The sequence below is a fragment of the Pseudomonas migulae genome, from assembly GCF_043225285.1.
GTDB lineage: Bacteria > Pseudomonadota > Gammaproteobacteria > Pseudomonadales > Pseudomonadaceae > Aquipseudomonas > Aquipseudomonas migulae_C.
On sequence record NZ_CP171224.1, the window covers coordinates 3,351,650 to 3,376,760 of the forward strand.

At 60.3% G+C, this 25,111-nt stretch carries 24 protein-coding genes; 12 read left to right on the forward strand and 12 right to left on the reverse strand.

Translation table 11 applies throughout. The annotated features are described in order from the left end of the window. Nucleotides 1-76: 76 nt before the first annotated feature. Nucleotides 77-988 (reverse strand): LysR family transcriptional regulator, encoded by a 912-nt coding sequence (locus ACF6ZU_RS15470; RefSeq protein ID WP_392885038.1) that lies wholly within the window; start codon nucleotides 986-988, stop codon nucleotides 77-79. 174 nt (nucleotides 989-1,162) lie between these two features. On the opposite strand from ACF6ZU_RS15470, the gene ACF6ZU_RS15475 reads away from it, so the two are divergent. The 8 genes from ACF6ZU_RS15475 (at nucleotide 1,163) to ACF6ZU_RS15510 (ending at nucleotide 11,158) form a co-directional block, all read left to right on the forward strand. Beyond that, nucleotides 1,163-2,653 carry an aldehyde dehydrogenase family protein gene (locus ACF6ZU_RS15475; protein WP_392885039.1) on the forward strand — a complete coding sequence of 497 codons (1,491 nt, stop codon included), beginning with the start codon at nucleotides 1,163-1,165 and terminating at the stop codon, nucleotides 2,651-2,653. 153 nt (nucleotides 2,654-2,806) lie between these two features. Next, nucleotides 2,807-4,090, forward strand: coding sequence for an NAD(P)/FAD-dependent oxidoreductase (locus ACF6ZU_RS15480; protein WP_392885040.1), 1,284 nt, complete (start codon nucleotides 2,807-2,809; stop codon nucleotides 4,088-4,090). A 363-nt stretch (nucleotides 4,091-4,453) separates the two neighbouring features. Next, the gene (locus ACF6ZU_RS15485) at nucleotides 4,454-5,587 is read left to right on the forward strand and encodes an ABC transporter substrate-binding protein (protein WP_392885041.1); all 1,134 of its coding nucleotides are present in this window, start codon (nucleotides 4,454-4,456) and stop codon (nucleotides 5,585-5,587) included. Between the two features lie 170 nt (nucleotides 5,588-5,757). Then, nucleotides 5,758-6,672 carry a branched-chain amino acid ABC transporter permease LivH gene (locus ACF6ZU_RS15490; RefSeq protein WP_392885042.1) on the forward strand — a complete coding sequence of 305 codons (915 nt, stop codon included), beginning with the start codon at nucleotides 5,758-5,760 and terminating at the stop codon, nucleotides 6,670-6,672. A gap of 3 nt (nucleotides 6,673-6,675) precedes the next feature. Further along, a complete protein-coding gene (gene livM, locus ACF6ZU_RS15495) occupies nucleotides 6,676-7,959 on the forward strand; it encodes a high-affinity branched-chain amino acid ABC transporter permease LivM (RefSeq protein ID WP_392885043.1) in 1,284 nt (427 codons plus the stop codon). Next, the gene (locus ACF6ZU_RS15500) at nucleotides 7,956-8,831 is read left to right on the forward strand and encodes an ABC transporter ATP-binding protein (protein ID WP_392885044.1); all 876 of its coding nucleotides are present in this window, start codon (nucleotides 7,956-7,958) and stop codon (nucleotides 8,829-8,831) included. Before livM ends, ACF6ZU_RS15500 begins: the two co-directional genes overlap by 4 nt. Next, nucleotides 8,828-9,544 carry an ABC transporter ATP-binding protein gene (locus ACF6ZU_RS15505; RefSeq protein WP_392885045.1) on the forward strand — a complete coding sequence of 239 codons (717 nt, stop codon included), beginning with the start codon at nucleotides 8,828-8,830 and terminating at the stop codon, nucleotides 9,542-9,544. The genes ACF6ZU_RS15500 and ACF6ZU_RS15505 overlap by 4 nt, the downstream gene beginning before the upstream one ends. 849 nt (nucleotides 9,545-10,393) lie before the next feature. Beyond that, complete coding sequence (locus tag ACF6ZU_RS15510) at nucleotides 10,394-11,158, forward strand: SDR family oxidoreductase (protein WP_392885046.1); 765 nt, start codon at nucleotides 10,394-10,396, stop codon at nucleotides 11,156-11,158. Nucleotides 11,159-11,276: 118 nt separating this feature from the next. On the opposite strand, the gene ACF6ZU_RS15515 is transcribed toward ACF6ZU_RS15510, so the two are convergent. From ACF6ZU_RS15515 to ACF6ZU_RS15545, 7 genes are all read right to left on the reverse strand, one after another. Next, the gene (locus tag ACF6ZU_RS15515) at nucleotides 11,277-12,407 is read right to left on the reverse strand and encodes an AGE family epimerase/isomerase (protein WP_392885047.1); all 1,131 of its coding nucleotides are present in this window, start codon (nucleotides 12,405-12,407) and stop codon (nucleotides 11,277-11,279) included. Nucleotides 12,408-12,580: 173 nt separating this feature from the next. Beyond that, nucleotides 12,581-13,153, reverse strand: a complete 573-nt coding sequence (locus tag ACF6ZU_RS15520) for a HupE/UreJ family protein (protein WP_392885048.1) — start codon at nucleotides 13,151-13,153, stop codon at nucleotides 12,581-12,583. A gap of 35 nt (nucleotides 13,154-13,188) precedes the next feature. Beyond that, a complete protein-coding gene (ureG, locus tag ACF6ZU_RS15525) occupies nucleotides 13,189-13,803 on the reverse strand; it encodes an urease accessory protein UreG (protein WP_392885049.1) in 615 nt (204 codons plus the stop codon). A gap of 23 nt (nucleotides 13,804-13,826) precedes the next feature. Then, nucleotides 13,827-14,501: an urease accessory protein UreF gene (locus ACF6ZU_RS15530; RefSeq protein ID WP_392885050.1), complete on the reverse strand. Its 675-nt coding sequence runs from the start codon at nucleotides 14,499-14,501 to the stop codon at nucleotides 13,827-13,829. Beyond that, nucleotides 14,498-14,998, reverse strand: coding sequence for an urease accessory protein UreE (ureE, locus tag ACF6ZU_RS15535; RefSeq protein WP_392885051.1), 501 nt, complete (start codon nucleotides 14,996-14,998; stop codon nucleotides 14,498-14,500). Before ureE ends, ACF6ZU_RS15530 begins: the two co-directional genes overlap by 4 nt. Nucleotides 14,999-15,395: 397 nt before the next feature. Continuing rightward, nucleotides 15,396-16,028: a TetR family transcriptional regulator gene (locus ACF6ZU_RS15540; protein WP_027921952.1), complete on the reverse strand. Its 633-nt coding sequence runs from the start codon at nucleotides 16,026-16,028 to the stop codon at nucleotides 15,396-15,398. Between the two features lie 157 nt (nucleotides 16,029-16,185). Then, nucleotides 16,186-16,782: a hypothetical protein gene (locus ACF6ZU_RS15545; protein ID WP_392885052.1), complete on the reverse strand. Its 597-nt coding sequence runs from the start codon at nucleotides 16,780-16,782 to the stop codon at nucleotides 16,186-16,188. Between the two features lie 387 nt (nucleotides 16,783-17,169). On the opposite strand from ACF6ZU_RS15545, the gene ACF6ZU_RS15550 reads away from it, so the two are divergent. Continuing rightward, a complete protein-coding gene (locus tag ACF6ZU_RS15550; protein WP_392885053.1) occupies nucleotides 17,170-19,239 on the forward strand; it encodes an AsmA family protein in 2,070 nt (689 codons plus the stop codon). 61 nt (nucleotides 19,240-19,300) lie between these two features. Here the strand turns inward: ACF6ZU_RS15550 and ACF6ZU_RS15555 are convergent, their stop codons facing one another. From ACF6ZU_RS15555 to ACF6ZU_RS15565, 3 genes are all read right to left on the reverse strand, one after another. Beyond that, nucleotides 19,301-19,981 carry a hypothetical protein gene (locus ACF6ZU_RS15555; RefSeq protein ID WP_392885054.1) on the reverse strand — a complete coding sequence of 227 codons (681 nt, stop codon included), beginning with the start codon at nucleotides 19,979-19,981 and terminating at the stop codon, nucleotides 19,301-19,303. Nucleotides 19,982-20,062: 81 nt separating this feature from the next. After that, nucleotides 20,063-20,827, reverse strand: coding sequence for a hypothetical protein (locus tag ACF6ZU_RS15560; RefSeq protein ID WP_392885055.1), 765 nt, complete (start codon nucleotides 20,825-20,827; stop codon nucleotides 20,063-20,065). A gap of 172 nt (nucleotides 20,828-20,999) precedes the next feature. Then, nucleotides 21,000-21,965: a LysR substrate-binding domain-containing protein gene (locus tag ACF6ZU_RS15565; protein ID WP_392885056.1), complete on the reverse strand. Its 966-nt coding sequence runs from the start codon at nucleotides 21,963-21,965 to the stop codon at nucleotides 21,000-21,002. 108 nt (nucleotides 21,966-22,073) lie between these two features. Here ACF6ZU_RS15565 and ACF6ZU_RS15570 point away from each other — a divergent pair, with 108 nt between their 5' ends. The 3 genes from ACF6ZU_RS15570 (at nucleotide 22,074) to ACF6ZU_RS15580 (ending at nucleotide 24,017) form a co-directional block, all read left to right on the forward strand. Then, nucleotides 22,074-22,712 (forward strand): FMN-dependent NADH-azoreductase, encoded by a 639-nt coding sequence (locus tag ACF6ZU_RS15570; protein ID WP_392885057.1) that lies wholly within the window; start codon nucleotides 22,074-22,076, stop codon nucleotides 22,710-22,712. Beyond that, a complete protein-coding gene (locus tag ACF6ZU_RS15575; RefSeq protein ID WP_392885058.1) occupies nucleotides 22,713-23,018 on the forward strand; it encodes a DMT family transporter in 306 nt (101 codons plus the stop codon). A 108-nt stretch (nucleotides 23,019-23,126) separates the two neighbouring features. Beyond that, nucleotides 23,127-24,017, forward strand: a complete 891-nt coding sequence (locus ACF6ZU_RS15580; RefSeq protein WP_392885059.1) for a lipase family alpha/beta hydrolase — start codon at nucleotides 23,127-23,129, stop codon at nucleotides 24,015-24,017. Between the two features lie 113 nt (nucleotides 24,018-24,130). Here ACF6ZU_RS15580 and ACF6ZU_RS15585 read toward each other — a convergent pair whose 3' ends face one another. Continuing rightward, nucleotides 24,131-25,018, reverse strand: a complete 888-nt coding sequence (locus ACF6ZU_RS15585) for a DMT family transporter (protein ID WP_392885060.1) — start codon at nucleotides 25,016-25,018, stop codon at nucleotides 24,131-24,133. Between the last annotated feature and the right edge of the window lie 93 nt (nucleotides 25,019-25,111).

A 25,111-nucleotide genomic window follows, 5' to 3' on the forward strand; every position in this document is an offset into this window, starting at 1 on the left:
GTGTGTCAGCCGGCTGGATACTGAATGTGCCGCCGCCTTCCCGAGCAGGCTCGGTCCCACAGGGATTGGGTGAGGTTCAGGTTTGCGGCATGTCCGGGCTATCGATCTGCTCCAGCATCCACTTCACAAAATCCCGCACCTTGGGCACTTCCGCCGAATGTTCCGGGTACGCCAGGTAATAGGCGTCGGAGCTGGGCATCGCATGCTGCCAGGGAATGACCAGTTTGCCGTCAGCCAATTCCTCTTCCACCAGAAACCGCGGCAACAACGCCACACCGCAGCCGACCTGCGCGGCGCGGATGCACATGTAAAAGGTTTCGAAGCGCGGGCCGTGGTAGCTGTGTTCGGTGTGGTAACCCTGGCTGTCGAACCAGTCATGCCAGGCCTGGGGCCGGGAAGCGTTCTGCAGCAGGACCAGGTCGGTGAGCTGGGTCGGATCGGTCAGCGGCGTGGCGGGCAGGCTGCTTGGGGCGCACACCGGAACCAGTTCTTCGCCGAACAGCTTCAGGCATTCGGTGCGAGGCCGTGAGCCCTGACCGAAATAGAACGCCAGGTCGCTGCGACCTTGCAGCAGGTCATCGGCTTCCTGCTCGCTGCACAGGTCCAGATGGATCGATGGATGACGCAGGCGCCAGCCTTTCAGGCGCGGCACCAGCCAACGGGCGCCAAAGGTCGGCGGTGTCGAGACGCGCAGGACTTCGGTTTCGCCGCCGTAGGACCGCAGGTAATGGGTCGACATCTCGACTTGGGTGAGGATTTTTCGGACTTCAACCAGGTACAAATCACCGGCCGGGGTCATTTGCAGGCGTCGACGCACCCGACGGAACAGCAGGTGCTGCAGCAACTCTTCCAGTTGCGCCACCTGTTTGCTGACTGCGCTCTGAGTCAGGTTCAGCTCTTCGGCGGCCCGCGTGAAGCTCAAATGCCGGGTCACGGCCTCGAAACACTGCAGTGCGGTGATCGACGGCAGGTAACGTTTATTCAGCATGGGTTGTCCTTTTTCTTGTTTCTTACTGACCAGCAATTCGCAGCATGAATAAACGGAATGATATCTCTCTTAAAGGTCGTTTGTTGGGTAACCTCCGGCGAGCTAAAACTACAGGCCTGATCAGTCGTGATTTTCCGGCTGCACGTTTTCTGTTTTTTGCTTGAGGAGTGACCCATGGTTGCCGCATTGCTTGATCGTCTTGGTGTAAACCCGGCCCTGTACCAGAACGGCAAAGTGCCGGTGCATTCGCCGATCGATGGTAGCAAGATCGCCTCCGTGAACTGGGAAGGCGCCGCTGAAGTCGAGCAGCACATCAGTCGCGCAGATCATGCGTTCGAGTTGTGGCGCAAGGTCCCGGCGCCGCGCCGTGGCGAACTGGTGCGTCAACTGGGCGACATCCTGCGCGAATACAAGGCTGATCTCGGCGAACTGGTGTCCTGGGAAGCGGGCAAGATCACTCAGGAAGGCCTGGGTGAAGTTCAGGAAATGATCGACATCTGCGACTTCGCTGTCGGCCTGTCCCGTCAGCTGTACGGCTTGACCATCGCTTCCGAGCGTCCTGGCCACCACATGCGCGAAACCTGGCACCCGCTGGGCATCGTTGGCGTGATCAGCGCGTTCAACTTCCCGGTGGCCGTCTGGGCCTGGAACACCACGCTGGCGCTGGTCTGCGGCAACCCGGTGATCTGGAAACCGTCGGAAAAAACCCCGTTGACCGCACTGGCCTGCCAGGCGCTGTTCGACCGTGTACTGAAGAACTTCAGCGACGCGCCGCCACACCTGAGCCAGGTCATCATCGGCGGCCGCGATGCCGGCGAAGCCCTGGTCGATGACCCGCGCGTCGCGCTGATCAGCGCCACCGGCAGCACCCGCATGGGCCGCGAAGTGGCGCCGAAAATCGCCGCACGCTTCGCCCGCAGCATCCTCGAGCTGGGCGGCAACAACGCGATGATCCTCGGCCCAAGCGCCGACCTGGACATGGCCGTTCGCGCGATCCTGTTCAGCGCCGTCGGCACCGCCGGCCAGCGCTGCACCACCTTGCGCCGCCTGATTGCCCATGAGTCGGTGAAAGAAGAGATCGTCACCCGCCTGAAAGCCGCCTATTCGAAAGTGCGTATCGGCAACCCGCTGGAAGGCAACCTGATCGGCCCGCTGATCGACAAACACAGCTTCGACAACATGCAGGACGCCCTGGAACAAGCCTTGAGCGAAGGCGGCCGGGTGTTTGGCGGCAAGCGTCAGCTGGAAGACAAATACCCGAACGCTTACTACGTCTCGCCGGCCATTGTTGAAATGCCGGAGCAGAGCGACGTGGTCCGCGACGAAACCTTCGCACCGATCCTGTATGTGGTGGGTTACACCGACTTCGCCGAAGCCCTGCGCTTGAACAACTCGGTGCCACAAGGCCTGTCTTCGTGCATCTTCACCACCGACGTGCGTGAAGCCGAGCAATTCATGTCGGCCGTGGGCAGCGACTGCGGCATCGCCAACGTCAACATCGGCCCGAGCGGTGCGGAAATCGGCGGCGCGTTTGGTGGCGAGAAAGAAACCGGCGGTGGTCGTGAATCGGGCTCCGATGCATGGCGCGGCTACATGCGTCGCCAGACCAACACCGTGAACTACTCGCTGGAGTTGCCGTTGGCGCAGGGCATTACGTTCGACTGAACCTCGGTAAAACAGTGATCCCCTGTGGGAGCGAGCCTGCTCGCGATAGCGGTTTACCGGTCACATCGATACTTGATGTGCCGGCGCTATCGCGAGCAGGCTCGCTCCCACAATTGAATGGTGTGTTGGTTAGGTTTCTGTTGGAGTCTGGCAATGCCGTTACGCGAAGAGTGTCTGTGGGAAAAACTGACGCCGCAAAGGCCCGATAACGCGGCGCTCAAGGGTGAAGTCAAGGTCGATGTCTGCGTCATCGGCGCCGGTTTTACCGGACTGTCGGCGGCGGTGCATTTGCTGGAACAAGGCAAAACGGTGTGTGTGCTGGAAGCCCATCGCGCCGGCCACGGCGGTTCCGGGCGCAACGTCGGGCTGGTCAACGCCGGCATGTGGATTCCACCGGATGAGATCGAAGCCGGTTTCGGCGAAGCGGTCGGCAGCCAGCTCAATCGCATGCTGGGGGCGGCACCGGCGCTGGTGTTCAGCCTGGTGGACAAATACAACATCGATTGCCAGTTACGCCGCGAAGGCACGCTGCACATGGCGCACAACGCCCGTGGCGAAGCGGACCTGCGCAGTCGTGAAGAACAGTGGAAACGCCGCGGCGCGCCGGTGGAGTTATTGACCGGCCAAGCCTGCGAACAGGCCACCGGCACCAAAAAAATCGCCGCCGCGTTGCTCGACCGACGCGCCGGCACCATCAATCCGATGGCCTACACCACGGGGCTGGCCAAGGCGGCCATCGGTCTGGGTGGTCAGCTGTTCGATCACTCTCCGGTGACGCGACTCGAGCGTCAGGGCCAACGCTGGTCGGTGCAGACGGCGCAAGGTTCGGTGCTGGCCGAGCAGGTGGTGATTGCCTCCAACGCCTACACCGAAGGCGACTGGACCGAGCTGCGGCGCAATTTCTTTCCCGGTTATTACTATCAGGTGGCTTCGGTGCCGCTCACCGAAGAGGCGGCGCAGCAAATCCTGCCCGGTGGCCAGGGTTCCTGGGACACCCGTCAGGTGCTCAGCAGCATTCGTCGTGACAAGGACGGTCGTCTGTTGCTCGGCAGTCTCGGTAATGGCAATCAGAAGCCGACCTGGTTCCTGAAAGCCTGGGCCGATCGGGTTCAGCAGCACTATTTCCCGTACCTCAAACCCGTGGAATGGGAATGCACCTGGACGGGTTGCATCGCTTTCACCCCGGATCACTTGATGCGCCTGTTCGAACCGGCGCCCGGTTTAGTGGCAGTCACCGGTTACAACGGCCGGGGTGTGACGACGGGTACAGTGGTCGGCAAGGCCTTTGCCGATTATTTGTGTAACGGAAATCCTCAGGCACTGCCGATTCCCTTCGCCCCCATGCAGCCACTGGCCGGAGTGGGTTTGCGCAGTTGTCTGTACGAGGCGGGTTTTTCGCTGTATCACGCAGGCCAGTGCCTGCGGATCGTTATCTGATTGTTGAAATTTGTTGCTGGAAGCGGCGCTTTTCGGCGCAGCGACTAGCCTGTAAAAGGTGCGGGTTGTAGCAGTACCGCACCAGCAGTGTGCACTTCGGTGACGCACGTTGTTACAGGCTGGTTGCACGTCGTTTGGCGCCGCGGTTGCAATGATGGCGCACGCGGGTTGCGCCTTTGAAAATAAATGGTTTTACCTCCCGCGGTTTAGACGGTTGCACGCCCAATGAAAATGGGATCGAAACAGTCGAAATAACAATAAAGCAGCGACTTTTTTCAGAATAAAAAACCGATGGCACGGCCCTTGCTCTGAGCATTCAGGAAGTCGCAGTGCCAACTAAAAAAAACCTTGGAGCACCACCTCATGTCCCAGACGTTTTACAAGAAAGGCTTTCTGGCCCTCGCAGTGGCAACTGCGTTGGGTGTTTCTGCGTTTGCACAAGCTGATGTGAAAATCGGTGTGGCAGGTCCAATGACTGGCGCCAACGCGGCATTTGGCGAGCAGTACATGAAGGGTGCACAGGCAGCGGCCGATGCGGTCAACGCAGCGGGCGGCGTGAACGGGGAAAAAATCGTACTGGTCAAGGGCGATGACGCCTGCGAACCGAAACAGGCTGTGACGGTCGCCAAGGACCTGACCAACCAGAAAGTTGCCGGCGTGGTCGGTCACTTCTGCTCCTCGTCGACCATCCCGGCCTCCGAGATCTACGACGAAGCGGGCATCATCGCAATCACTCCGGGCTCCACCAACCCACAGGTTACCGAACGCGGCCTGAGCGCCATGTTCCGTATGTGCGGTCGTGACGACCAGCAGGGCATCGTCGCCGGCGACTACATCGTCGACGTGCTCAAAGGCAAGAAAGTGGCCGTGCTGCACGACAAGGACACCTACGGCCAGGGCCTGGCGGATGCCACCAAGGCACAACTGGTCAAGCGCGGCGTAACGCCGGTGCTGTACGAAGGCCTGACCCGTGGCGAGAAAGACTTCAGCGCCGTGGTCACCAAGATCCGTGCGGCCGGTGCCGACGTGGTCTACTTCGGCGGCCTGCACCCGGAAGCCGGTCCACTGGTCAAACAACTGCGTACCGAAGGCCTGAAAGACGTGAAGTTCATGTCCGACGACGGCATCGTGACCGACGAACTGGTGACCACCGCTGGCGGCCCGCAATACGTCGACGGCGTGCTGATGACCTTCGGCGCCGACCCACGCCTGCTGCCAGACAGCAAGACCGTGGTAGACGCGTTCCGCAAAGCCGGTACCGAGCCTGAAGGCTACACCCTGTACGCCTACGCTTCGGTTCAGACCCTGGCGGCTGCCTTCAATGGCGCCAAGTCCAACAGCGGCGAAAAAGCGGCTGAGTGGCTGAAGAAAAACCCGGTTAAAACCGTGATGGGCGAGAAGACCTGGGACGCCAAGGGCGACCTGAAAATCTCCGACTACGTGGTTTACCAGTGGGACAAGGATGGCAAATACCACCAACTGGAAAAACAGAAGTGATATGAGCTGTTGATCTGCCCGGCGCTGATGCGCCGGGCAGTCTTAGAACATGTCCGTGCAGTACCTGTCTTTTCTCGTAGAGCTGCACACAACCGTGTTGCGCGGGTGGCTGAACCCCGGTCCGTCGCACCCGGCTTCTGTGCAGTCTCTCAAATGCGTGAGATTGCGTTATGGATGGTATTTTCCTGCAGCAACTGGTCAACGGCCTGACCCTCGGGTCGGTCTATGGCCTGATCGCCATCGGCTACACAATGGTCTATGGCATCATCGGCATGATCAACTTCGCCCACGGCGAGGTTTACATGATTTCCGCTTACCTCGCGGCAATCAGTCTGGCTCTGCTGGCATACTTCGGTATCGAATCCTTCCCTCTGCTGATGCTTGGCACACTAATCTTCACCATCGTCGTCACGGCGGTGTATGGCTGGGTCATCGAGCGTGTCGCCTACAAGCCCCTGCGTAACTCCACCCGACTGGCACCGCTGATCAGCGCCATCGGTATTTCGCTGATCCTGCAAAACTATGCACAGATCGCACAGGGCGCCCGCCAGCAAGGCGTACCGACCCTGCTGACCGGTGCATGGCGCGTTGAAGTCGGCAGCGGCTTCGTCCAGCTGACGTACACCAAGATCTTCATTCTGGTCGCTGCATTCGCCGGCATGGCGCTGCTGACCTACGTCATCAAGTACACCAAGCTCGGCCGCATGTGCCGTGCGACCCAGCAAGACCGCAAGATGGCCTCGATCCTGGGGATCAACACCGACCGCGTGATTTCCTACGTGTTCATCATCGGTGCAGCGATGGCGGCCCTGGCCGGCGTGCTGATCACCATGAACTACGGCACGTTCGACTTCTACGCTGGCTTCGTCATCGGCATCAAGGCGTTCACCGCCGCGGTACTCGGCGGGATCGGCTCGCTGCCTGGCGCGATGCTCGGCGGGATCATCCTCGGGATTTCCGAGTCGCTGTTCTCCGGTCTGGTCAACTCGGACTACAAAGACGTTTTCAGCTTCTCGCTGCTCGTTCTCGTTCTGGTCTTTCGGCCCCAAGGCCTGCTCGGCCGTCCTCTTGTGTCGAAGGTGTAAGCGATGTCTTCAACCACTAAAAAAACCATTGATCTCAAAAGAAGCCTGGTTGACGCGATTCTTGCCGGTCTGGTCGCCCTGATTGTGTTTGGCCCGATTGTGGGCGTAGTCCTCGACGGCTATGGCTTCAATCTGGAAACGACGCGTGTGGCGTGGATTGTCGCCATCGTCATGGCGGGCCGCTTTGCCCTGAGCCTGTTCCTGCAAACGCCAAAGGGCCTGAAGATCCTTGAAGGCTTTGAAAGCACTGGCTCCGGCGTTCACGTACTGCCGCCCGATTACAAATCTCGCCTGCGCTGGATCATCCCGCTGATGATCGTCATCGCGGTGGTGTTCCCGTTCTTCTCCAACTCCTACCTGCTGGGCGTGGTGATCCTCGGGTTGATCTACGTCTTGCTGGGCCTGGGCCTGAACATCGTAGTCGGCCTCGCCGGCCTGCTCGACCTGGGTTACGTGGCGTTCTACGCCATCGGCGCCTATGGGTTGGCGCTGGGTTATCAATACCTCGGGCTGGGTTTCTGGACGGTGCTGCCACTGGCGGCGATCACGGCGGGGCTGGCCGGTTGCATCCTCGGTTTCCCGGTGTTGCGCCTGCACGGTGACTACCTGGCGATCGTGACCCTCGGCTTCGGTGAAATCATCCGGTTGGTCCTCAATAACTGGCTGACCCTGACCGGTGGCCCGAACGGCATGCCTGCGCCACTGCCCACCTTCTTCGGCCTCGAGTTCGGCAAACGGGCGAAGGACGGTGGTGTTCCGTTCCATGAGTTTTTCGGCATCGCCTACAACCCGGACGTGAAGTACTACTTCATCTACGCGGTGTTGTTTTTGGTGGTACTGGCCGTGCTGTACATCAAGCATCGTCTGGTGAAAATGCCGGTCGGCCGCGCCTGGGAAGCCTTGCGCGAAGATGAGATCGCCTGCCGCTCCATGGGCCTGAACCACGTGCTGGTCAAGCTGTCGGCGTTCACCATCGGTGCCTCGACGGCAGGTCTGGCGGGGGTGTTCTTCGCCACTTACCAGGGGTTCGTCAACCCGACCTCGTTCACTTTTTTCGAATCGGCCCTGATTCTTGCCATCGTGGTACTGGGCGGCATGGGCTCGACCATCGGCGTGGTCATCGCGGCGTTCGTGCTGACCGTGGCCCCGGAACTGCTGCGTGGCTTCGCGGAATACCGCGTGCTGCTGTTCGGCATCCTGATGGTGTTGATGATGATCTGGCGACCGCGCGGCCTGATTCGGATCAGCCGTACCGGTGTGACCCCGCGTAAAGGAGTAGCGCCATGAGCGAAGTCGTACTCTCGGTCGAGAAGCTGATGATGCACTTCGGCGGCATCAAGGCGTTGAGCGATGTGAGCCTGAAGGTGCACCGCAATTCAATTTTCGCCCTGATCGGCCCCAACGGTGCCGGCAAGACCACCGTGTTCAACTGCCTGACCGGTTTCTACAAGGCGTCCGGCGGCAAGATCGAACTGAATGTCCGCGGCGAGCAGACCAACGTCATCAAGCTGCTGGGCGAATCATTCAAACCGACCGATTTCGTCTCCCCGGCTTCGTTCGCCAGCCGCCTGTATTACAAGATGTTCGGCGGTACGCACCTGGTAAACCGTGCCGGCCTGGCGCGGACGTTCCAGAACATTCGCCTGTTCAAGGAAATGTCGGTGCTGGAAAACCTGCTGGTGGCCCAACACATGTGGGTCAACCGCAGCATGCTGGCCGGCATCCTCAATACCAAGGGCTACCGCAAGGCTGAAAGCGACGCCCTGGACCACGCCTTCTACTGGCTGGAAGTGGTGGACCTGGTGGACTGCGCCAACCGTCTGGCCGGTGAACTGTCCTACGGCCAGCAACGCCGTCTGGAAATTGCCCGGGCCATGTGCACCCGGCCGCAGATCATCTGTCTCGACGAACCGGCTGCCGGCCTCAACCCTCAGGAAACCGAAGCGCTGAGCGCGATGATCCGGCTGCTGCGCGACGAGCACGATCTGACCGTGGTGCTGATCGAACACGACATGGGCATGGTAATGAGCATTTCCGACCACATCGTGGTGCTGGACCACGGCGTCGTCATCGCCGAGGGTGGCCCCGACGCAATCCGCAACGACCCGAAAGTGATTGCAGCCTACCTGGGTGCCGATGAAGAGGAAGTGGTGCTATGAGCCAACCGATCCTCGAACTCAAAGACCTGGACGTGTTCTACGGACCGATCCAGGCCCTGAAAAATGTTTCGCTGCACATCAACGAGGGGGAAACCGTCAGCCTGATCGGCTCCAACGGTGCGGGCAAGTCGACCCTGCTGATGTCGATCTTCGGTCAGCCGCGCGCGGCGGACGGGCAGATTCTCTATCAGGGCGTGGACATCACCCATAAATCGTCGCACTACATCGCTTCCAACGGCATCGCTCAGTCACCGGAAGGCCGGCGCGTATTCCCCGACATGACCGTCGAGGAAAACTTGCTGATGGGCACCATCCCGATCGGTGACAAGTACGCCAAGGAAGACATGCAGCGCATGTTCGAACTGTTTCCGCGGCTCGAAGAGCGGCGCAACCAGCGGGCCATGACCATGTCCGGCGGCGAGCAGCAAATGCTCGCCATCGCCCGTGCGCTGATGAGCCGGCCGAAACTGCTGTTGCTCGATGAGCCGAGCCTGGGGCTGGCGCCGATTGTGGTGAAACAGATCTTCGCGACGTTGCGGGAACTGGCCAAAACCGGCATGACCATTTTTCTGGTCGAGCAGAACGCCAACCATGCGCTGAAACTGTCGGACCGGGCGTACGTGATGGTCAACGGCGAGATCCGCCTGACAGGCACCGGCAAGGAGCTGCTGGTGAACGAGGAGGTGCGTAACGCTTACCTCGGCGGGCACTGATTTTCCGCTGCGACAACACAAGCCCCGACGAGCGATCGCCGGGGCTTTTTTACATCCCCGATTCACCACAACCCCCCTGTAGGAGCGAGCCTGCTCGCGATGAACTGGAGAGCGCCGCGTTATTTCAGAAAGCACGCGTCATCGTTAACGTCCATCGCGAGCAGGCTCGCTCCTACAGTGAGTCATGGGTGTTTCTGAAATTGTGGAAAACAAATTCACCAAGCTCTCAAAGCGCGACATAAAGCCGCTGCAAATAGTTGTTTTGTCACGGTTTTGACTTGTCCCCGATTGCTGTGGAGCTGGCTGTGAATAACGTGGGAGTAGCTGGCTGGAGGCCTTTAACGGCGCGGCTTGCAGAGAAGTGATTGTTTTTTGATCAGGGCTTTTTGCCGAACCGCTGCCGGTCAATGTCAACCTTTTTCTCGGCGGTAAAATGGCCTGAAACCGGAGAAGGACAGCCTGTGGATAAGTCTGTGGTTAAACTCTGGAAAGACTCGGCTGAGGGCCGTAGTTACTGGCTTGGCGCCATCGTTGGTTAACCCGGTCCATCGTGCAAAATGCCCTGGGCTACACGGCCGACACTTCAGGGTCAAGCGAAAAACTTTGTAATCTCCCCGCAAAGCCTTGTGCACAGCGGCTTGCAGCTTTTTGACTTGCCCCCGGAAACTGTGGACCGGCCTGTGGATAACGTGCGCGTACATGGCTGCAACCCACGGGAGGCGCGGCCTGGCGGGGGTTGGTCGTTTTTCGTACAGTTTCTGGTGGTTGCCGCTGCCGACAAGGCCGGGCATGCTGCCAGCTGATTTTCTATTCCAATGGCTGTTCCTCAGCCGAAGCAAGGAGAACACGATGTCCAACACCCTGTTTATTACCGGCGCGACGTCCGGTTTTGGCGAAGCCTGTGCCCGCCGTTTTGCCGAGGCTGGCTGGAAACTGGTGCTGACGGGCCGTCGTGAAGAGCGCCTCAATGCCCTGTGCGCCGAATTGTCGAAGCAGACCGAGGTCCATGGGCTGGTGCTCGACGTGCGTGATCGCAAGGCCATGGAGGACGCGATTGCCAACTTGCCGCCGTCCTTTGCCAAACTGCGCGGCCTGATCAACAACGCCGGCCTGGCGCTCGGCGTGGACCCTGCACCGAAGTGCGATCTTGATGATTGGGACACCATGGTCGACACCAACATCAAGGGCCTGATGTACAGCACTCGCCTGCTGCTGCCGCGCCTGATCGCTCACGGCCGTGGCGCCGGCATCATCAACCTCGGTTCCATCGCCGGTAACTACCCGTACCCGGGCAGCCATGTGTATGGCGCGAGCAAGGCGTTCGTCAAACAGTTCTCCCTGAACCTGCGCTGCGACCTGCAGGGCACGGGCGTGCGTGTCAGCAACATTGAGCCGGGCCTGTGCGAAAGCGAGTTTTCGCTGGTGCGTTTCGCCGGGGATCAGGAGCGCTACAACGCGACCTACGCCGGTGCCGAGCCGATCCAGCCGCAGGACATCGCCGACACCATTTTCTGGGTGCTCAACGCCCCGGCGCACATCAACATCAACAGTCTTGAGTTGATGCCGGTGAGCCAGACGTGGGCTGGTTTTTCCATTGAGCGTAACAAGGCGTAAGACCGCGTAACGGCCTTTCGCGAGCAGGCTCGCTCCCACAGTGGATCTCGGTTGTTCAAAAATCTTGTGACCAAAGAAAATCTACTGTGGGAGCGAGCCTGCTCGCGATAGCGATCTGTCAGTCAGCGAGATAATCGGCCAGCCCGCGATAGCAGGTCGCCAGGTGATACGGCGTGGTCGACGGCATGTCCCGCCGGCTCACTTCGCCATGCTCATCCCGACATTCATACCAGCCACCCGCATGCAGAGCGTGCTGTTGCAAAGCCTGCAATTGGCGCAACAACGTGGCATCGCTGTCCGGACGCAAAGTCAGTGCGCGCAAGTATTCGGCCTGAGCCCAGATGCGCTGAGTGCCGTCCTTCGAATGCCCATCCAGCGTGAGCATCGCCTTCACAGCCCCCGTCGATTGATCAACACCGGACTGCTCGGTGAACGCAAACGCGCGCTCCAGCGAAGCGTGCAAAGGCGTGCGGCGCAACAGCGGCGAGGATTCCAGCAGGAAATACCATTCGAACTGATGGCCCGGTTCAAACCAGTTATCCACAGCACCCAGCGGTTTCTCCATCAGCACGCCGTGCTGTAGATCGATAAAGCGTTTCTGCATGCCTGTGCATAACTCGGCCAGTAAATCCTGCACGGCCACGTCTTCACGCACCGACAGCGTGGCGAGGAACGCTTCCGCCAGGTGCATCAGCGGGTTTTGCAGTGGCCCGCTGTTGCGCGACGACCAGTCACGTTCGAGGGTGGCTTCGTACAGGCCGTCGCCCGTAGCGAAACGCTGCGTGACCACTTCCAGCACGGCATTGAGCACCGAGGCCACCAGCGGCTCGCGAACCTTGTCCCAATAATGGGCGCAGGCGAAGAGGATGAAGGCGTGGGTGTAGAGATCTTTGCTCTGGTCCAGCGGAGCGCCCTGCGGATCGATGCTGTAGAACCAGCCACCGTGCTCGGCGTCATGGAAATGTTGCTGCAGCGAGCGGAACAAAGCAGCCGCGCGGGTTTCGGCGCCGGGCACCTGGCCGATCAGGCTGGAAAACAGATACAGCTGACGCGCGCAGGCCATGGCCCGATAACGCTGGGCAGGCAACGGTTGATGGCCGGCGTCCAGTGCCTCGTAAGGCAAGGCCAGTTCGGCATTCCAGCCGGGTCCCTGCCAGAGCGGCACGATCACGTCCTGGAAATGCTGCTGCACCGAGGCAAACAGAGCGGTCAATTCAGGCTGGGAAGTGGAGCGGGGAGCATGCGGCATTGGCTGGCGTCGTCACGGCAGGGTTGATTGCGCGACATGTTATCAGGCCTTGGAGATGTGGTGTCCTTCAGGCCGTCATCGCGAGCAGGCTCGCTCCCACATTGGTACGGCGTGCACAGATCCATTGTGGGAGCGAGCCTGCTCGCGAAGAGGTCATCAAAAGCTCTGCAAAATCAACCCGCCAACAACCAGACCCCAGTCGCCGCCGATGCGGCACCCGCCAGACGCACCAACGGCGCCGCCGCCTGCGGCAACACTCTCACCACCGCATAACCCGCCGCATGCAACGCTGCCGTCGCCGCCACAAACCCGGCGGCATACGCCCAAGGGCTCGACATGTCCGGCAACTCCAGTCCGTGCGCCACGCCGTGGAACAGTGCAAACAAGGCGGTCGCGCCCACTGCCATGCTCAACGGTGGACGCACGGCCAGGGCCACCGCCAGGCCCAGCGCCAGCACCGATGCCGCAATGCCGCTTTCCAGCGCCGGCAGGTTCAGCCCTTCAAAACCGAGCAGGCCACCGATCAGCATGGTGCCCACGAAGGTGCACGGCAGTGCCCAGCGCGCGGCACCTTTTTGCTGAGCGGCCCACAAACCGACGGCAACCATTGCCAGCAAATGATCGAGTCCGCCAATGGGGTGGCTGACGCCGGCAAGCAGGCCGTTATCGCCGTGGCCGGGGTGGGCGAAGGCGATGGCCGGGGTCAGCAGCAGGGCCAGGGCGCCCAGGATGCGTTTCAATGTCATGGATAAGCTTCCTTGTTGATAAAGGTTGTTCAGTTTCAGGCCGCGGTCAGCAGGCCCTGGCGTTCGATGAACGCGATAATGTCTTCCAGCCCCAACCCGGTTTTCTGGTTGCTGAAAACGAATGGCTTGCCGTTGCGCATGCGCTGGGTGTCGCTGTCCATCATCGACAGCGATGCGCCCACCAGCGGCGCGAGATCGACCTTGTTGATCACCAGCAGATCGGATTTGCAGATTCCCGGCCCGCCCTTGCGCGGCAGCTTGTCGCCGGCCGACACATCGATCACGTAGATCGTCAGGTCCGACAGTTCCGGGCTGAATGTGGCCGAGAGGTTATCGCCACCGGATTCCACCAGGATCAGGTCCAGCCCCGGAAAGCGTCGATTCAGCTGGTCGACGGCCTCGAGGTTGATCGACGCGTCTTCGCGGATCGCCGTGTGCGGGCAGCCGCCGGTTTCCACGCCGATGATCCGCTCCGGGGCTAGGGCTTCGTTGCGCACCAGGAAATCGGCGTCTTCGCGGGTGTAGATGTCGTTGGTGACCACGGCCAGGTTGTAGCGGTCGCGCAGGGCCAGGCACAAAGCCAGGGTCAAGGCGGTTTTGCCGGAACCGACCGGGCCGCCGATGCCGACGCGCAGAGGTTGTGTGTTCATATGATTCTCCAAAATAAGCTGTCCTAGGAACGGAACAGGCGGCTGTACTGGCGCTCATGGGCCATGCACGCCAGGGACAGGCCGAACGCGGCGCTGCCGTAGTGTTCGGGGTTGATTCGGGTGGCGTTCTGCTGGGCTTCTTGCAGCAGCGGCAGCAGTTCACTGGTCAGGCGCTGCGCAGCCTGTTGGCCGAGCGGCAGGGTTTTCATCAGCACGGCCAGTTGGTTTTCCAGCCAGCTCCACAACCACGCGGCCAGGGCGTCCTGCGGGCTGATGCGCCAGGCGCGCGCGGCCAGCGACCAGCCGAGGGCCAGGTGCGGTTCGGGGCGTTGTTCGAGAAAGGCGCGGGCCGCGGCATCGAGTTCCGGCAAACCGTTGAGCAGTTGCTGCAAGGAGTAACCCATTTGCCGGCTCTCCTGATGCAACTCGCGGGTCTCGCGGCTGGCGCGGTGTTCTTCGCAGCGCTGCAACAGCTCATCCCAGCGTTCGTCGGCGGCGGCCACGCAGTGGGCCAGTAGCAGCGGCGCTTCGAAGCGCGCGAGGTTCAGCAGCAGTTGATCGCTGATCCAGCGGCGCGCGCTATCGGCGTCATTCACCCGGCCGTTATCCACCGCCATCTCCAGCCCTTGGGAATAGCTGTAGCCGCCAATCGGCAACTGCGGACTGGCCAGGCGCAGCAGCGCCCAGGCCGGGTTCACAGGCGCACGCCGAACTGGTGCAGTTTCGGCGGGTAGTTGAAGTCCTCGTCGCCGTGGCGTGAATGGTGATGGCCGCCACCGTACGCGCCGTGTTCCGGCTGGAACGGCGCTTCGATATGTTCGACCTTCGCCTCCAGCTGTTCGAGCATCGCCTTGAGCACGTAGTCGTCGAGCAGGCGCAGCCAGCCATCACCCACTTGCAGGGCGACGTGGCGGTTGCCCAGGTGATAAGCCGCGCGGGTCAGCTCGAAAGCGTTGGCGCAGGTGACGTGCAGCAATTGTTCGGGGCGGGCGCAGACGCGCACGACACGACCGTCTTCGGCTTGCAGGCACTCGCCGTCATACAGCGGCGGCTGGCCGCGCTCCAAAAACAACCCGACGTCTTCACCCTCGGCACTGAAACAGCGCAAACGGCTTTTGCTCCGGGCTTCGAAGGTCAGGAGCAACTCGGCGGCCCAGACGGGTTGAGGGTCGATTCTGCGATGAATCACCAGCATCGGAAAGCTTCCAGCAATGGACATTGCTGAGGCTAGAGCAAGGGGCTTGCCAATCGGGGGAAGTGTAGGAAATGCCTGTCAGAACAGGGATGGTGTTTCAGAATGCTGCGGCAATTTGGTGCGAGTCCGGGAAGGGCGCACCAAATGACGGCGCGAGGTGTGCTCCAGATTGTTAGCGATCCCGCATTCACCGCAGATCCGTGTAGGAGCCGGCTTGCCGGCGATCGCGGTGGGTCAGACGACATCTTTGTTGGCTGACGGGCGCCATCGCCGGCAAGCCGGCTCCTACAGGGCGGTGGTGGGTCAGCTGCACCGTGTCGTTTGAATCGCCAGCAAGCCGGCTCCTACACAGGAGATCGGCGTTTACGGGGGATCGGTGTTGCGTGCGCAGCTGAGGTTATTCCGTACTGCCCAGGCCTTGCCAGTGTTTGAGGCCGATAAAAATAAACCGCAGCTGCTGGGTGATTTTCGCCTGTGGCGTCAGATGCTCGGGCAGCGCCTCGGCCGGTGGGTCGATGATGTCGGGCAAGGTCGCAAATACGCTTTTGACGATCAGGTCGGCCATGACGCTCAGGCCGGCGATGTCCAGGTGTTGCAGCTTTGGCATCAGCGACAGGTCGGCCGCGAGGTCCGAGCTGATGTCTTCGCGCAAGCGGCCGATGGCCAGGCGCACCGGCAATGAACCGCCGTACTGCTCACGGGCGAGGAACAGGAACTGCGAGCGATTGGCCGACACCACGTCAAGAAAGATCCGCACCGAGGCGTCGATGATGCCGCCCATGACGAATTCGTTATGGCGCACCAGGCGGATGGTTTCGCGGAAGGTCTGGCCGACTTCGCTCACCAGCACCAGGCCGAGTTCATCCATATCGGCGAAATGCCGGTAGAAACCGGTGGGGACGATGCCGGCGGTTTTCGCCACTTCGCGCAGGCTCAGGCTGCCGAATCCTCGGCCGCATTCCATCAGGTGACGGGCAGCGTCCATCAGGGCGTTGCGGGTTTGTTGTTTCTGTTCGGCGCGGGGCAGCATCGCAAGGGTGTTTTTCTGGACAGGACAGCGGCGCACTCTAGCAAATCGGCTTTGCCGGCGTCGAACGTGTATCGGGAGATCGAGCGGGGAAATGCTGCTTCTATAAAGTCAAAAGCCCAATCCGTGGATTGGGCTTTTTTTCAGGGCCGCCATGGGCTTAGCTCAGAGCGCTGTTGCGTTCGATCACGCGGTCACCACCACCTTCAGCCAGGGTTTGGCCTTGTGGGGTGCGATCGGAACCGTCAGCAGCCAGGGTTTGGCCTTGTGGAGTGCGATCGGAACCGTCGGCAGCCAGGGTTTGGCCTTGTGGAGTGCGATCGGAACCGTCGGCAGCCAGGGTTTGGCCTTGTGGAGTGCGATCGGAACCGTCAGCTGCCAGGGTTTGGCCTTGTGGGGTGCGGTCGGAACCGTCAGCAGCCAGGGTTTGGCCTTGTGGAGTGCGATCGGAACCGTCGGCAGCCAGGGTTTGACCTTGTGGAGTGCGATCGGAACCGTCAGCAGCCAGGGTCTGACCTTGTGGAGTGCGATCCGAACCATCCTGAGTGATCAGGCCTTTTTCTTTCAGGCGATCGTTACCGCCTTCAGCCAGGGTCTGGCCTTGTGGAGTACGGTCGGAACCATCGGCAGCAACGGTCTGGCTGAACACCGAGTGGCTGGTTTTGACTTGTGGGGTTGCCTGGTCAGCGGCTGGCAGAGCGAAAGCGGTGCTGGCCAGCAGTGAGAGGGAAAGGCTAAGCAGTAATTGGCGTTTCATGATCGGGTGCTCCATGGGAGGGCTTTAAAGTGGGTACGAGTGCAATGCTACTCTCGATAAGTCGATATAAAAGTTCATAAACGCAATGGTAATAATCAACGGAATTGATTGTTCCGCTGGAGGGCTCTAGACCGGGCGTTTCCGGGGAGCTGTTTTGCACCGCGGTGGGTATTTTCGACTCACTCGCGCCGCACAAAAGTGCGGGGTCGGTAACGTTGGGTCTGGGGGTAGAGTGATCGCGGCCGATTATTTGAGCGTTAAGCCGCATTTCGGTTAAACCTGCGCGCCGTTTCCCAGTCCCACGTTTAGTAGCAGGCCGGTTCTGGCCTAACGTTTCACACAGGCGTCGCTGTCAGGGCGCTCAGTCGTATTCAGGAGCCCTGTGCAATGACGCGCACCCCGAAAATTTTTGCATGGACCTTCGCCAGCCTGGTTGTGCTGCTGGCGATACTGGTTCTGATCATCGTGTTCTTCGATTGGAACCGGATCAAACCGACGATCAACACCAAAGTCTCCGAAGAGCTGCACCGGACCTTCGCTATTAATGGCGACCTGTCCGTGGTCTGGCGGCGCGAGCTCGACGAAGGTGGCTGGCGCGCCTGGGTCCCGTGGCCGCATGTGGTGGCGCAGGATTTGAGCCTCGGTAACCCGGACTGGTCGAAGCAGCCGCAGATGGTCACGCTCAAGCGTGTCGAGCTGCGCATTTCACCGCTGGCCCTGCTGGCGCAACGTGTGACGATCCCGCGCATCGATTTGACCGAACCGAATGCCGACCTCCAGCGCCTGGCCGATGGCCGCGCTAACTGGACGTTCAAATTCGACCCCAAAGACCCGAACGCTGAACCCTCCAGCTGGGTGGTCGACATCGGCGCTATCGGCTTCGACAAGGGCCATGTCACCCTCGACGACCAGAACCTGAAAACCCAGCTCGACCTGATTATCGACCCGCTGGGCAAACCGATCCCGTTCAGCGATATCGTCGGCGACAAAGCCGCGAAAAGCGCGCAGGAGAAGGGCGCTGCACCTCAGGACTACGCATTTGCGTTGAAGGTCAAAGGCCAGTACCACGGCCAGAAACTCACGGGCGACGGCAAGATCGGCGGCCTGCTGGCCCTGCAGGATTCGGCCCGGCCGTTCCCGCTGCAGGCCCAGGTCAAGATCGCCGACACCAGTGTCGAGCTCGCAGGCACACTGACCGATCCGCTCAACCTCGGAGCGCTGGACCTGCGCCTGAAACTGGCCGGCAGCAGCCTCGGCAACCTCTATCCTCTCACCGGCGTGACCCTGCCGGACACGCCGCCTTACGCCACCGACGGTCACTTGATCGCCAAGCTGCATGAGCCGGGCGGCGCGGTGTTCCGCTATGAAGAGTTCAACGGCAAGATCGGCCAGAGCGACATCCATGGCAGCCTGGCCTACGTCGCCAGTCAGCCACGGCCGAAGCTCAGTGGTTCGCTGCTGTCCAATCAACTGTTGTTCGCCGACCTGGCGCCGCTGATCGGTGCCGACTCCAACGCCAAGCAAAAGGCCCGCGGCGGTGAAAGCAAACAACCCGCGGACAAGGTGTTGCCGGTCGAGGAGTTCAAGACTGAGCGCTGGCGCGACATGGACGCCGATGTCGAATTCACCGGCAAGCGCATCGTCCACAGTGAAAAACTGCCGTTCAACGACCTCTATACCCACCTGGTGTTGACCGATGGCGTGCTCAGCCTCGAACCCCTGCGTTTCGGCGTCGCCGGCGGCAAGCTGGATGCGCAGATTCGCCTCAACGGCCGCACCGAGCCGCTGGAAGGCAACGCCAAGCTCACGGCGCGTGGCTTCAAGCTCAAGCAACTGTTCCCGACCTTCGAACCGATGAAGACCAGTTTCGGCGAGCTCAATGGCGATGCCGACATCACTGGCCGGGGCAACTCGGTGGCGAAACTGCTGGGCTCGGCCAATGGCAACCTGAAGATGCTGATCAACGATGGCGCCATCAGCCGTGAGTTGATGGAGCTGGCCGGGCTTAACGTCGGCAACTATGTAGTGGGCAAGATCTTTGGCGACAAGGAAGTGAAGATCAACTGCGCGGCGGCCGACTTCGATATCAAGACCGGCCTGACGACCACACGACTGTTCGTCTTCGATACCGAGAACGCGATTATCTACATCGATGGCACGGCGAACATGGCGACTGAACAGCTGGACTTGACCATCACGCCGGAATCCAAGGGCTGGCGCCTGATTTCGTTGCGTTCGCCGCTCTATGTGCGGGGCAAGTTCATCAAGCCCGATGCCGGTGTGAAGGCCGTACCGCTCTTACTGCGCGGGGCCGGCATGGTCGCGCTGGGTGTGATTGCTGCGCCGGCGGCAGGGTTGCTGGCACTGGTTGCGCCGAGCGGTGGCGAGCCGAACCAGTGCGCGCCATTGCTGGAGCAGATGAAGGCGGGCAAGGCGCCGAAGACCGTTAAAGGCTGATTGACGTGACGCTTGAGCACGCTATCGGCGGATGGTGACCCGATAGCGCGCAGTCAAATGGTCAGGCATCGAGGAGGGCTGTCTTCTCGTAAGGCGGGATGTGATGCAGGTGGGTAGTGATCTTGCTTCCCAGTTTCTCGATGATTTTATTGCGGACCGACACGTATTTTTCCTCTGCCAGATACGTTACCCATAGGGTGATCTGCGGCCCGCTGAGTACTTCTTTTTGAGAGAGCTCTTCGTCAAGAATGGCGATGTTCACCGGGTGGATTGTGTCGAAGACCGGGCGAAGTGAAATGATGGTCTTGTTGGCAGCGATCACCGTCAGTAACGGACAGACCGTGTTGGCGTTGTCGCTGCCATGTTGAATTTTGTTCAACAGCGCAATTAGCGCGTCAGAGTCTTCTGGCAAATTCTTTATGGTGCCAAAGGCGTCGGACAGTTGCTTGAGTTCGGTCGCTGATAAAAGACTGGATAAGGTGGGCGTGGCAAATTTTATGATGCTTGCCGGCTGTTTTTTAAGCAGTTGATTGCCAGAACTTTTAGTTATCCAGAATAAATTGCCCAAGGCTTTTTTATAGGCGCTCAGCCAGTTCTCGGAAGCAATGCTTTGGGAGTTGGAAACCAAATTCGCGAGCAGGCTTGAATGCAGAATGTCCTGTTTGAATGTCTCCGAATGCGAACCAAGAAAGAGGGTGATGTTTCCATCGACAATATAAATATCCGCTGTGCTGTAAGGCATCGTTGTTCTCGTTTGTTTTTGTTTTGTCGTTAAAAGAGCTCGCGAAGTATCACGAGCTCTCCCTGTTACAATGGTTTTTGATTACTGAAAACCTGGAATACCTTCAAGGTAGTCTTCGGCAGCCTGGCCGAGTTTGTCCAGAACCGAGTAACGAATTCGGTCGTAGACTGCCAGATTCAAGTAAGAAGCCTGTGCAGCTGTTCTGATAGCCGTCGACTGGGTGGTCGACTTCCAGAAAAGAATCCCGCGAGTGCTCTCGCGGACATTCAACGTATTGCAATTGAGGACCATCATCGGAGAGCCCTGCGGTGTCTGCCATACCGGCGACATGTCAAACTTGGCGTCGGACCCGACGTTGGCCTTGTGGTTGTAGATATTGATCAGGCCTTGATCGCTTTTGACGCCCTCTACTGCCTTGGCGGCCAACTGGGACAGTTTGGGAGCGTTGGACCCCACTAACCCTTGCAACACGTAAGCGGCCAGTATGTCCATGGTCAGCCCACTGTTCCTGATGGTCTGGCTTTTAACCTGGAAGGCTTGAGTCACCCACCCGAGCTTGGCCAGGCTGTTGATGTAATAGGTGTACCACTGATGAAGCTCTTTGATCGGGTCGTAAAGTTGGCTGGCGGCGTTCTGTACCAATAACTTGCAATTGTCGACATCTTCCCGGTTCTGCTCCGAAACACCCGGCATGTAAATGTTCACCATTTCCGGGCCGACAGTGCCACTTTCTTTGTTTGGGTCAATAGGTGTGATTACATTGTTTGCGGAAAATGCCCGGGGTTTTAATGCTGCCGGAAGGGCGGGGAGCGAGTCTACGAATTCAAGGCGTTCTTCAATGTGCATACTATAGTCCTTTATTTGTGTGGTCAGACTTGTTGTCTGGCTTTTAAATATTAAAGAACTTATGTTTTGAGTCCAGTTGGCGATTGTAACTATATGCGCAGAAGTTGACTTGTTTTGGGGTGGATAGTTGTCGTTGTTAGTTGCCGTGGTTCATGGCGGCGTCCTCGATATATCATTGGGTATGCACTTCTCCCAGCGTCAGGATGCTTACGCGCGCAGGCTGAGATCTTGGCAGTAACCCCGACAACGCGGCCTCTTCCTGCAACCAGGCAAAAAACGCCCGGACCGGCGGATGGCGTTCCCGGCCCGGAACGCACAGCGCGCTGTAACCCGCACCGTTTACCTGGACTTCACCTCGGTAAGCCACCAGCAAACCGCTCGCCACGCTCTCTGACACCAGAATATTGCTCGCCAGCACCAGGCCTTGTCCGGCAATGGCGGCTTGCAATGCGTAGTGCTCCTCGTCGTATTCCCGGACCGCCGGTTGCCCTGTCAGCCAGGTTTCAGCGGATTGCGCGCACCAGGCTTCCCAGCCATGGGCGTACAGCTTCGAGTTATGCCAACGCACGCTGATCAACGTCGGCGCCCGTCGGGCTGCCAGCGCCACTTGCTCGGGTGAGCCGTACACGCCGAACGACTCATCGAACAGGCACAGGCCGTACAGGTTTGGATAGTCATCGAGGCTGTAGCGCACTGCCAGATCGACGCTGGCGTCCTGATGCAGGTCGATCACTTCGCAATGAGTGTCGAGCCGCAGACTGATGTTCGGATGCCGCGCATAAAAGCGTCCGAGACGCGGCACCAGCCACAGGGCGGCAAACGCGGCGGTAGTGGAGATCGTCAGGCTGCTGCCGCTGCGTTGCGGGCGCAGGGTGTCGACGCTCTGCGCCACTTCCAGCAACGCGCCATGCACGCTGTGGAACAGTCGCTCGCCGCACTCGGTCAGGCGCACTTGCCGTGGCAGCCGCTCGAACAACGGCACGCCGAGCCAGCTCTCCAGCAAGCGAATCTGGTGCGACACCGCGGTCGGTGTCACCGCCAGTTCTTCGGCGGCCGCCTTGAAGCTCAACAGCCTGGAGGCAGATTCAAACGCGCGCAGGGCGGTCAGCGGCAGCGAGGCAAACATGAGGTTCTCCATGGGTGAAATGAATTCACCCTGACTGATTTTTGCTCATTTGAGATGCGGCGTTCGCAAGCTCAATCTCCACGCCACACGCCGTTCGAGTGTAGTCCTCAGGAGATTCAGATGAACAGAGTTCTTGCCATTCATGCCAGCCCACGGGGAGAGCGTTCCCATTCCCGGCGCCTGGCTGAAGTGTTTCTGGGCGCCTGGCAGGCGCGTCATCCCCAATCCCAATTGACCCGTCGCGAAGTCGGACGGGCGCTGATTCCGCCGGTCAACGAAGCGTTTGTCGCGGCCGCCTTCTATCCCGAACCCGAGGCACGGCCGCTGACGATGCAGGCCGATCTCGCGTTCAGTGATGAGCTGGTGGGCGAATTGCTTGGCCACGATTTGCTGGTGATTTCCACGCCCATGCACAACTTCAGCGTGCCCAGCGGACTCAAGGCCTGGATCGATCAGATCGTGCGGCTCGGGCTGACCTTCAATCACACGCTGGACAATGGCGTCGCGCAGTACGAACCGCTGGTGCAGGGCAAGAAAGCCCTGATCGTCACCAGTCGCGGCGGGTTCGGTTTCGGTCCCGGCGGTGAGCTGGAAGCGTTGAACCATGCCGACACGCTGTTGCGCACGGCGCTGGGGTTCATCGGCGTCACTGACGTCACCGTGGTCGCCGCCGAAGGCGAAGAGTCCGCCGCACGCACCTTCGAGGTCTCCGCCGCCGAGGCCGAACAGCGGCTGCTGGCGCTGGCCAGGGAGCTCTAGATGGCCTGGGTGTTTTTGCTGATTGCCGCCGGGTTCGAAGTCACCTTCGCCATGGGCATGAAATACGCCGAAGGCTTCACCCGGCCCTGGCCGTCGCTGATTACGGTCGTGGCCGCGGTGGGCGGGATTTACTTCCTGACCCTGGCCATGCGCGAGCTGCCCGTCAGCATCGCCTACCCGATCTGGACCGCCATCGGTTCACTGGGCACGGTGTTCCTCGGCTTTGCCCTGCTCGGCGAAAGCCTGACGGCGGTCAAGCTGGTGTCGGTCGGCTTGATCGTGGCGGGGGTGGCGGGGTTGAAATAGGGTGGTTGTCATAGACTGGTCGTCGAGTTGTCATTTTTGATGCCGATGCTTGGCTGATGTCTTGCATCCAGCCTTGCGTCACCTCACCGATCACAAGGATGTCCACCCATGTCGCAAGGTTCCGCCACGCGTTATCCGTTGGTGCTGGTCCCGGGAATGCTCGGGTTTATCCGTCTGGTGCTCTATCCGTACTGGTATGGGATTGTGGAGGCGTTGCGCCAGGGAGGGGCGACGGTGATTGCGGTGCAGGTTTCGCCGCTGCACTCGACTGAAGTGCGCGGTGAACAACTGCTGGCGCGGATCGACGAGATCCTGCGCGAGACCGGTGCCGAGAAGGTCAACCTGATCGGCCACAGCCAGGGTTCGTTGACGGCGCGTTACGCTGCGGCGAAACGCCCGGATCGGGTGGCGTCGGTGACCTCGGTGGCGGGTCCCAATCATGGTTCGGAACTGGCCGATTACCTGCACAAGCACTACCCGGCGGACAGCGTGAAAGGGCGGTTGCTGGCGTTTCTTCTGCGCATCGTCGGTGCGTTGATGAGCCTGCTGGAAACCGGCTATCGCGGGCCGAAGCTTCCGGTGGATATCCACGCGTCCCATGAATCGCTGACGACGGCGGGCGTGGCGCTGTTCAATCAGCGTTATCCACAGGGACTGCCGGAAACTTGGGGCGGGCACGGGCCGGAAGAGGTCAATGGCGTGCGCTATTACTCGTGGTCCGGCACGTTGCAGCCTGGCAAGACCGATCGCGGGCGCAATCTGTTCGACGGGACGAATCGAAGTTGTCGGTTGTTTGCCCGCCTCTTCGTGCGCGAAGCCGGGCATTGCGACGGGATGGTCGGACGCTATAGCTCGCATCTGGGGACGGTGATCGGCGATGAGTATCCGCTGGATCATTTCGACATCGTCAACCAGTCGCTGGGGCTGGTGGGGAAGGGCGCGGAGCCGATCCGTCTGTTTGTCGAGCATGCGGCGCGGTTGAAGGCTGCCGGGGTTTAGACAGCGTTATCGTTCATCGCGAGCAGGCTCGCTCCCACAGGTTTTGCGTCGAACGCAGCTAATGAGTTCGACGCAAAACCTGTGGGAGCGAGCCTGCTCGCGATGGCGTCAGGTCAGGCGACGCGAACCTTACGGCCTAAAACCATGGTCCAGCGTTCGGAAACAATTACCCCACCCAACGTCAACATCCCGCCCACCAAGTGATACATCGCCAGCTGCTCACGCAGGACCACCGCTGCAATCAGCGCGGTGATCACCGGCAGCAAATTGAAAAACAGCGTCGTCCGGCTCGGCCCCAGGCGCACCACGGCCTGCATCCACGCCAGTGGCGCAATCATCGAAGCCAGCAGGCAGGCGTACAGCACCAGCGGGATGTTCTGCGCGGTCAGCCCGGTTTTCGCCGACACGGCAAACAGTGGAAACAACACCACCACCGCCACCCACACCTGCAAATACAGCAACACCAGCGGCGGCAAACGCAGCTGCCACTTTTTCAGCAACGTGCTGTAGATCGCATAGGCCAGGGTGGCGATCAGCATCATTGCGTCGCCCAGGTTCACCCCATGTTCGATCAGTGTGCCGAGGCTGCCGGACGACACCACCACCAACACCCCGGCGAACGACAACACCGCACCGGCCAATGCCCCCGCCGTCAGGCGCTGACCGAGACTGACAATCGCCATGGCCAGCGACATCAACGGCATCAGCGACAGGATGATGCCCATGTTGGTGGCCGACGTCAGGGTCGCGGCGAAATACGCCAGGCTTTGATAAACCGCCATGCCCAGCACGCCGAGGACGAAAATCTTGCCCAGGTTCGGACGAATGGCCGACCAATGGGCGATCACCGGTTTGAGCATGAACGGCGTGAACAGCAAGCCGGCCAGCAGCCAGCGGTAAAAACCGATCTCGGCCGGGAAGATCGCGCCGGCCGACATCTTGGTGATTACGGTGTTGCCGGCCCAAATGAAGATGGCCAGCAGGGGATAAGCGTATTGCATCGGAAAAAACCAGAACGTTAATGAGGGCTGATTATCGCCTGTCTGGATGAAAGCCTATACTTCGAACCAGACAACCCGCCCCTGATGACGGAC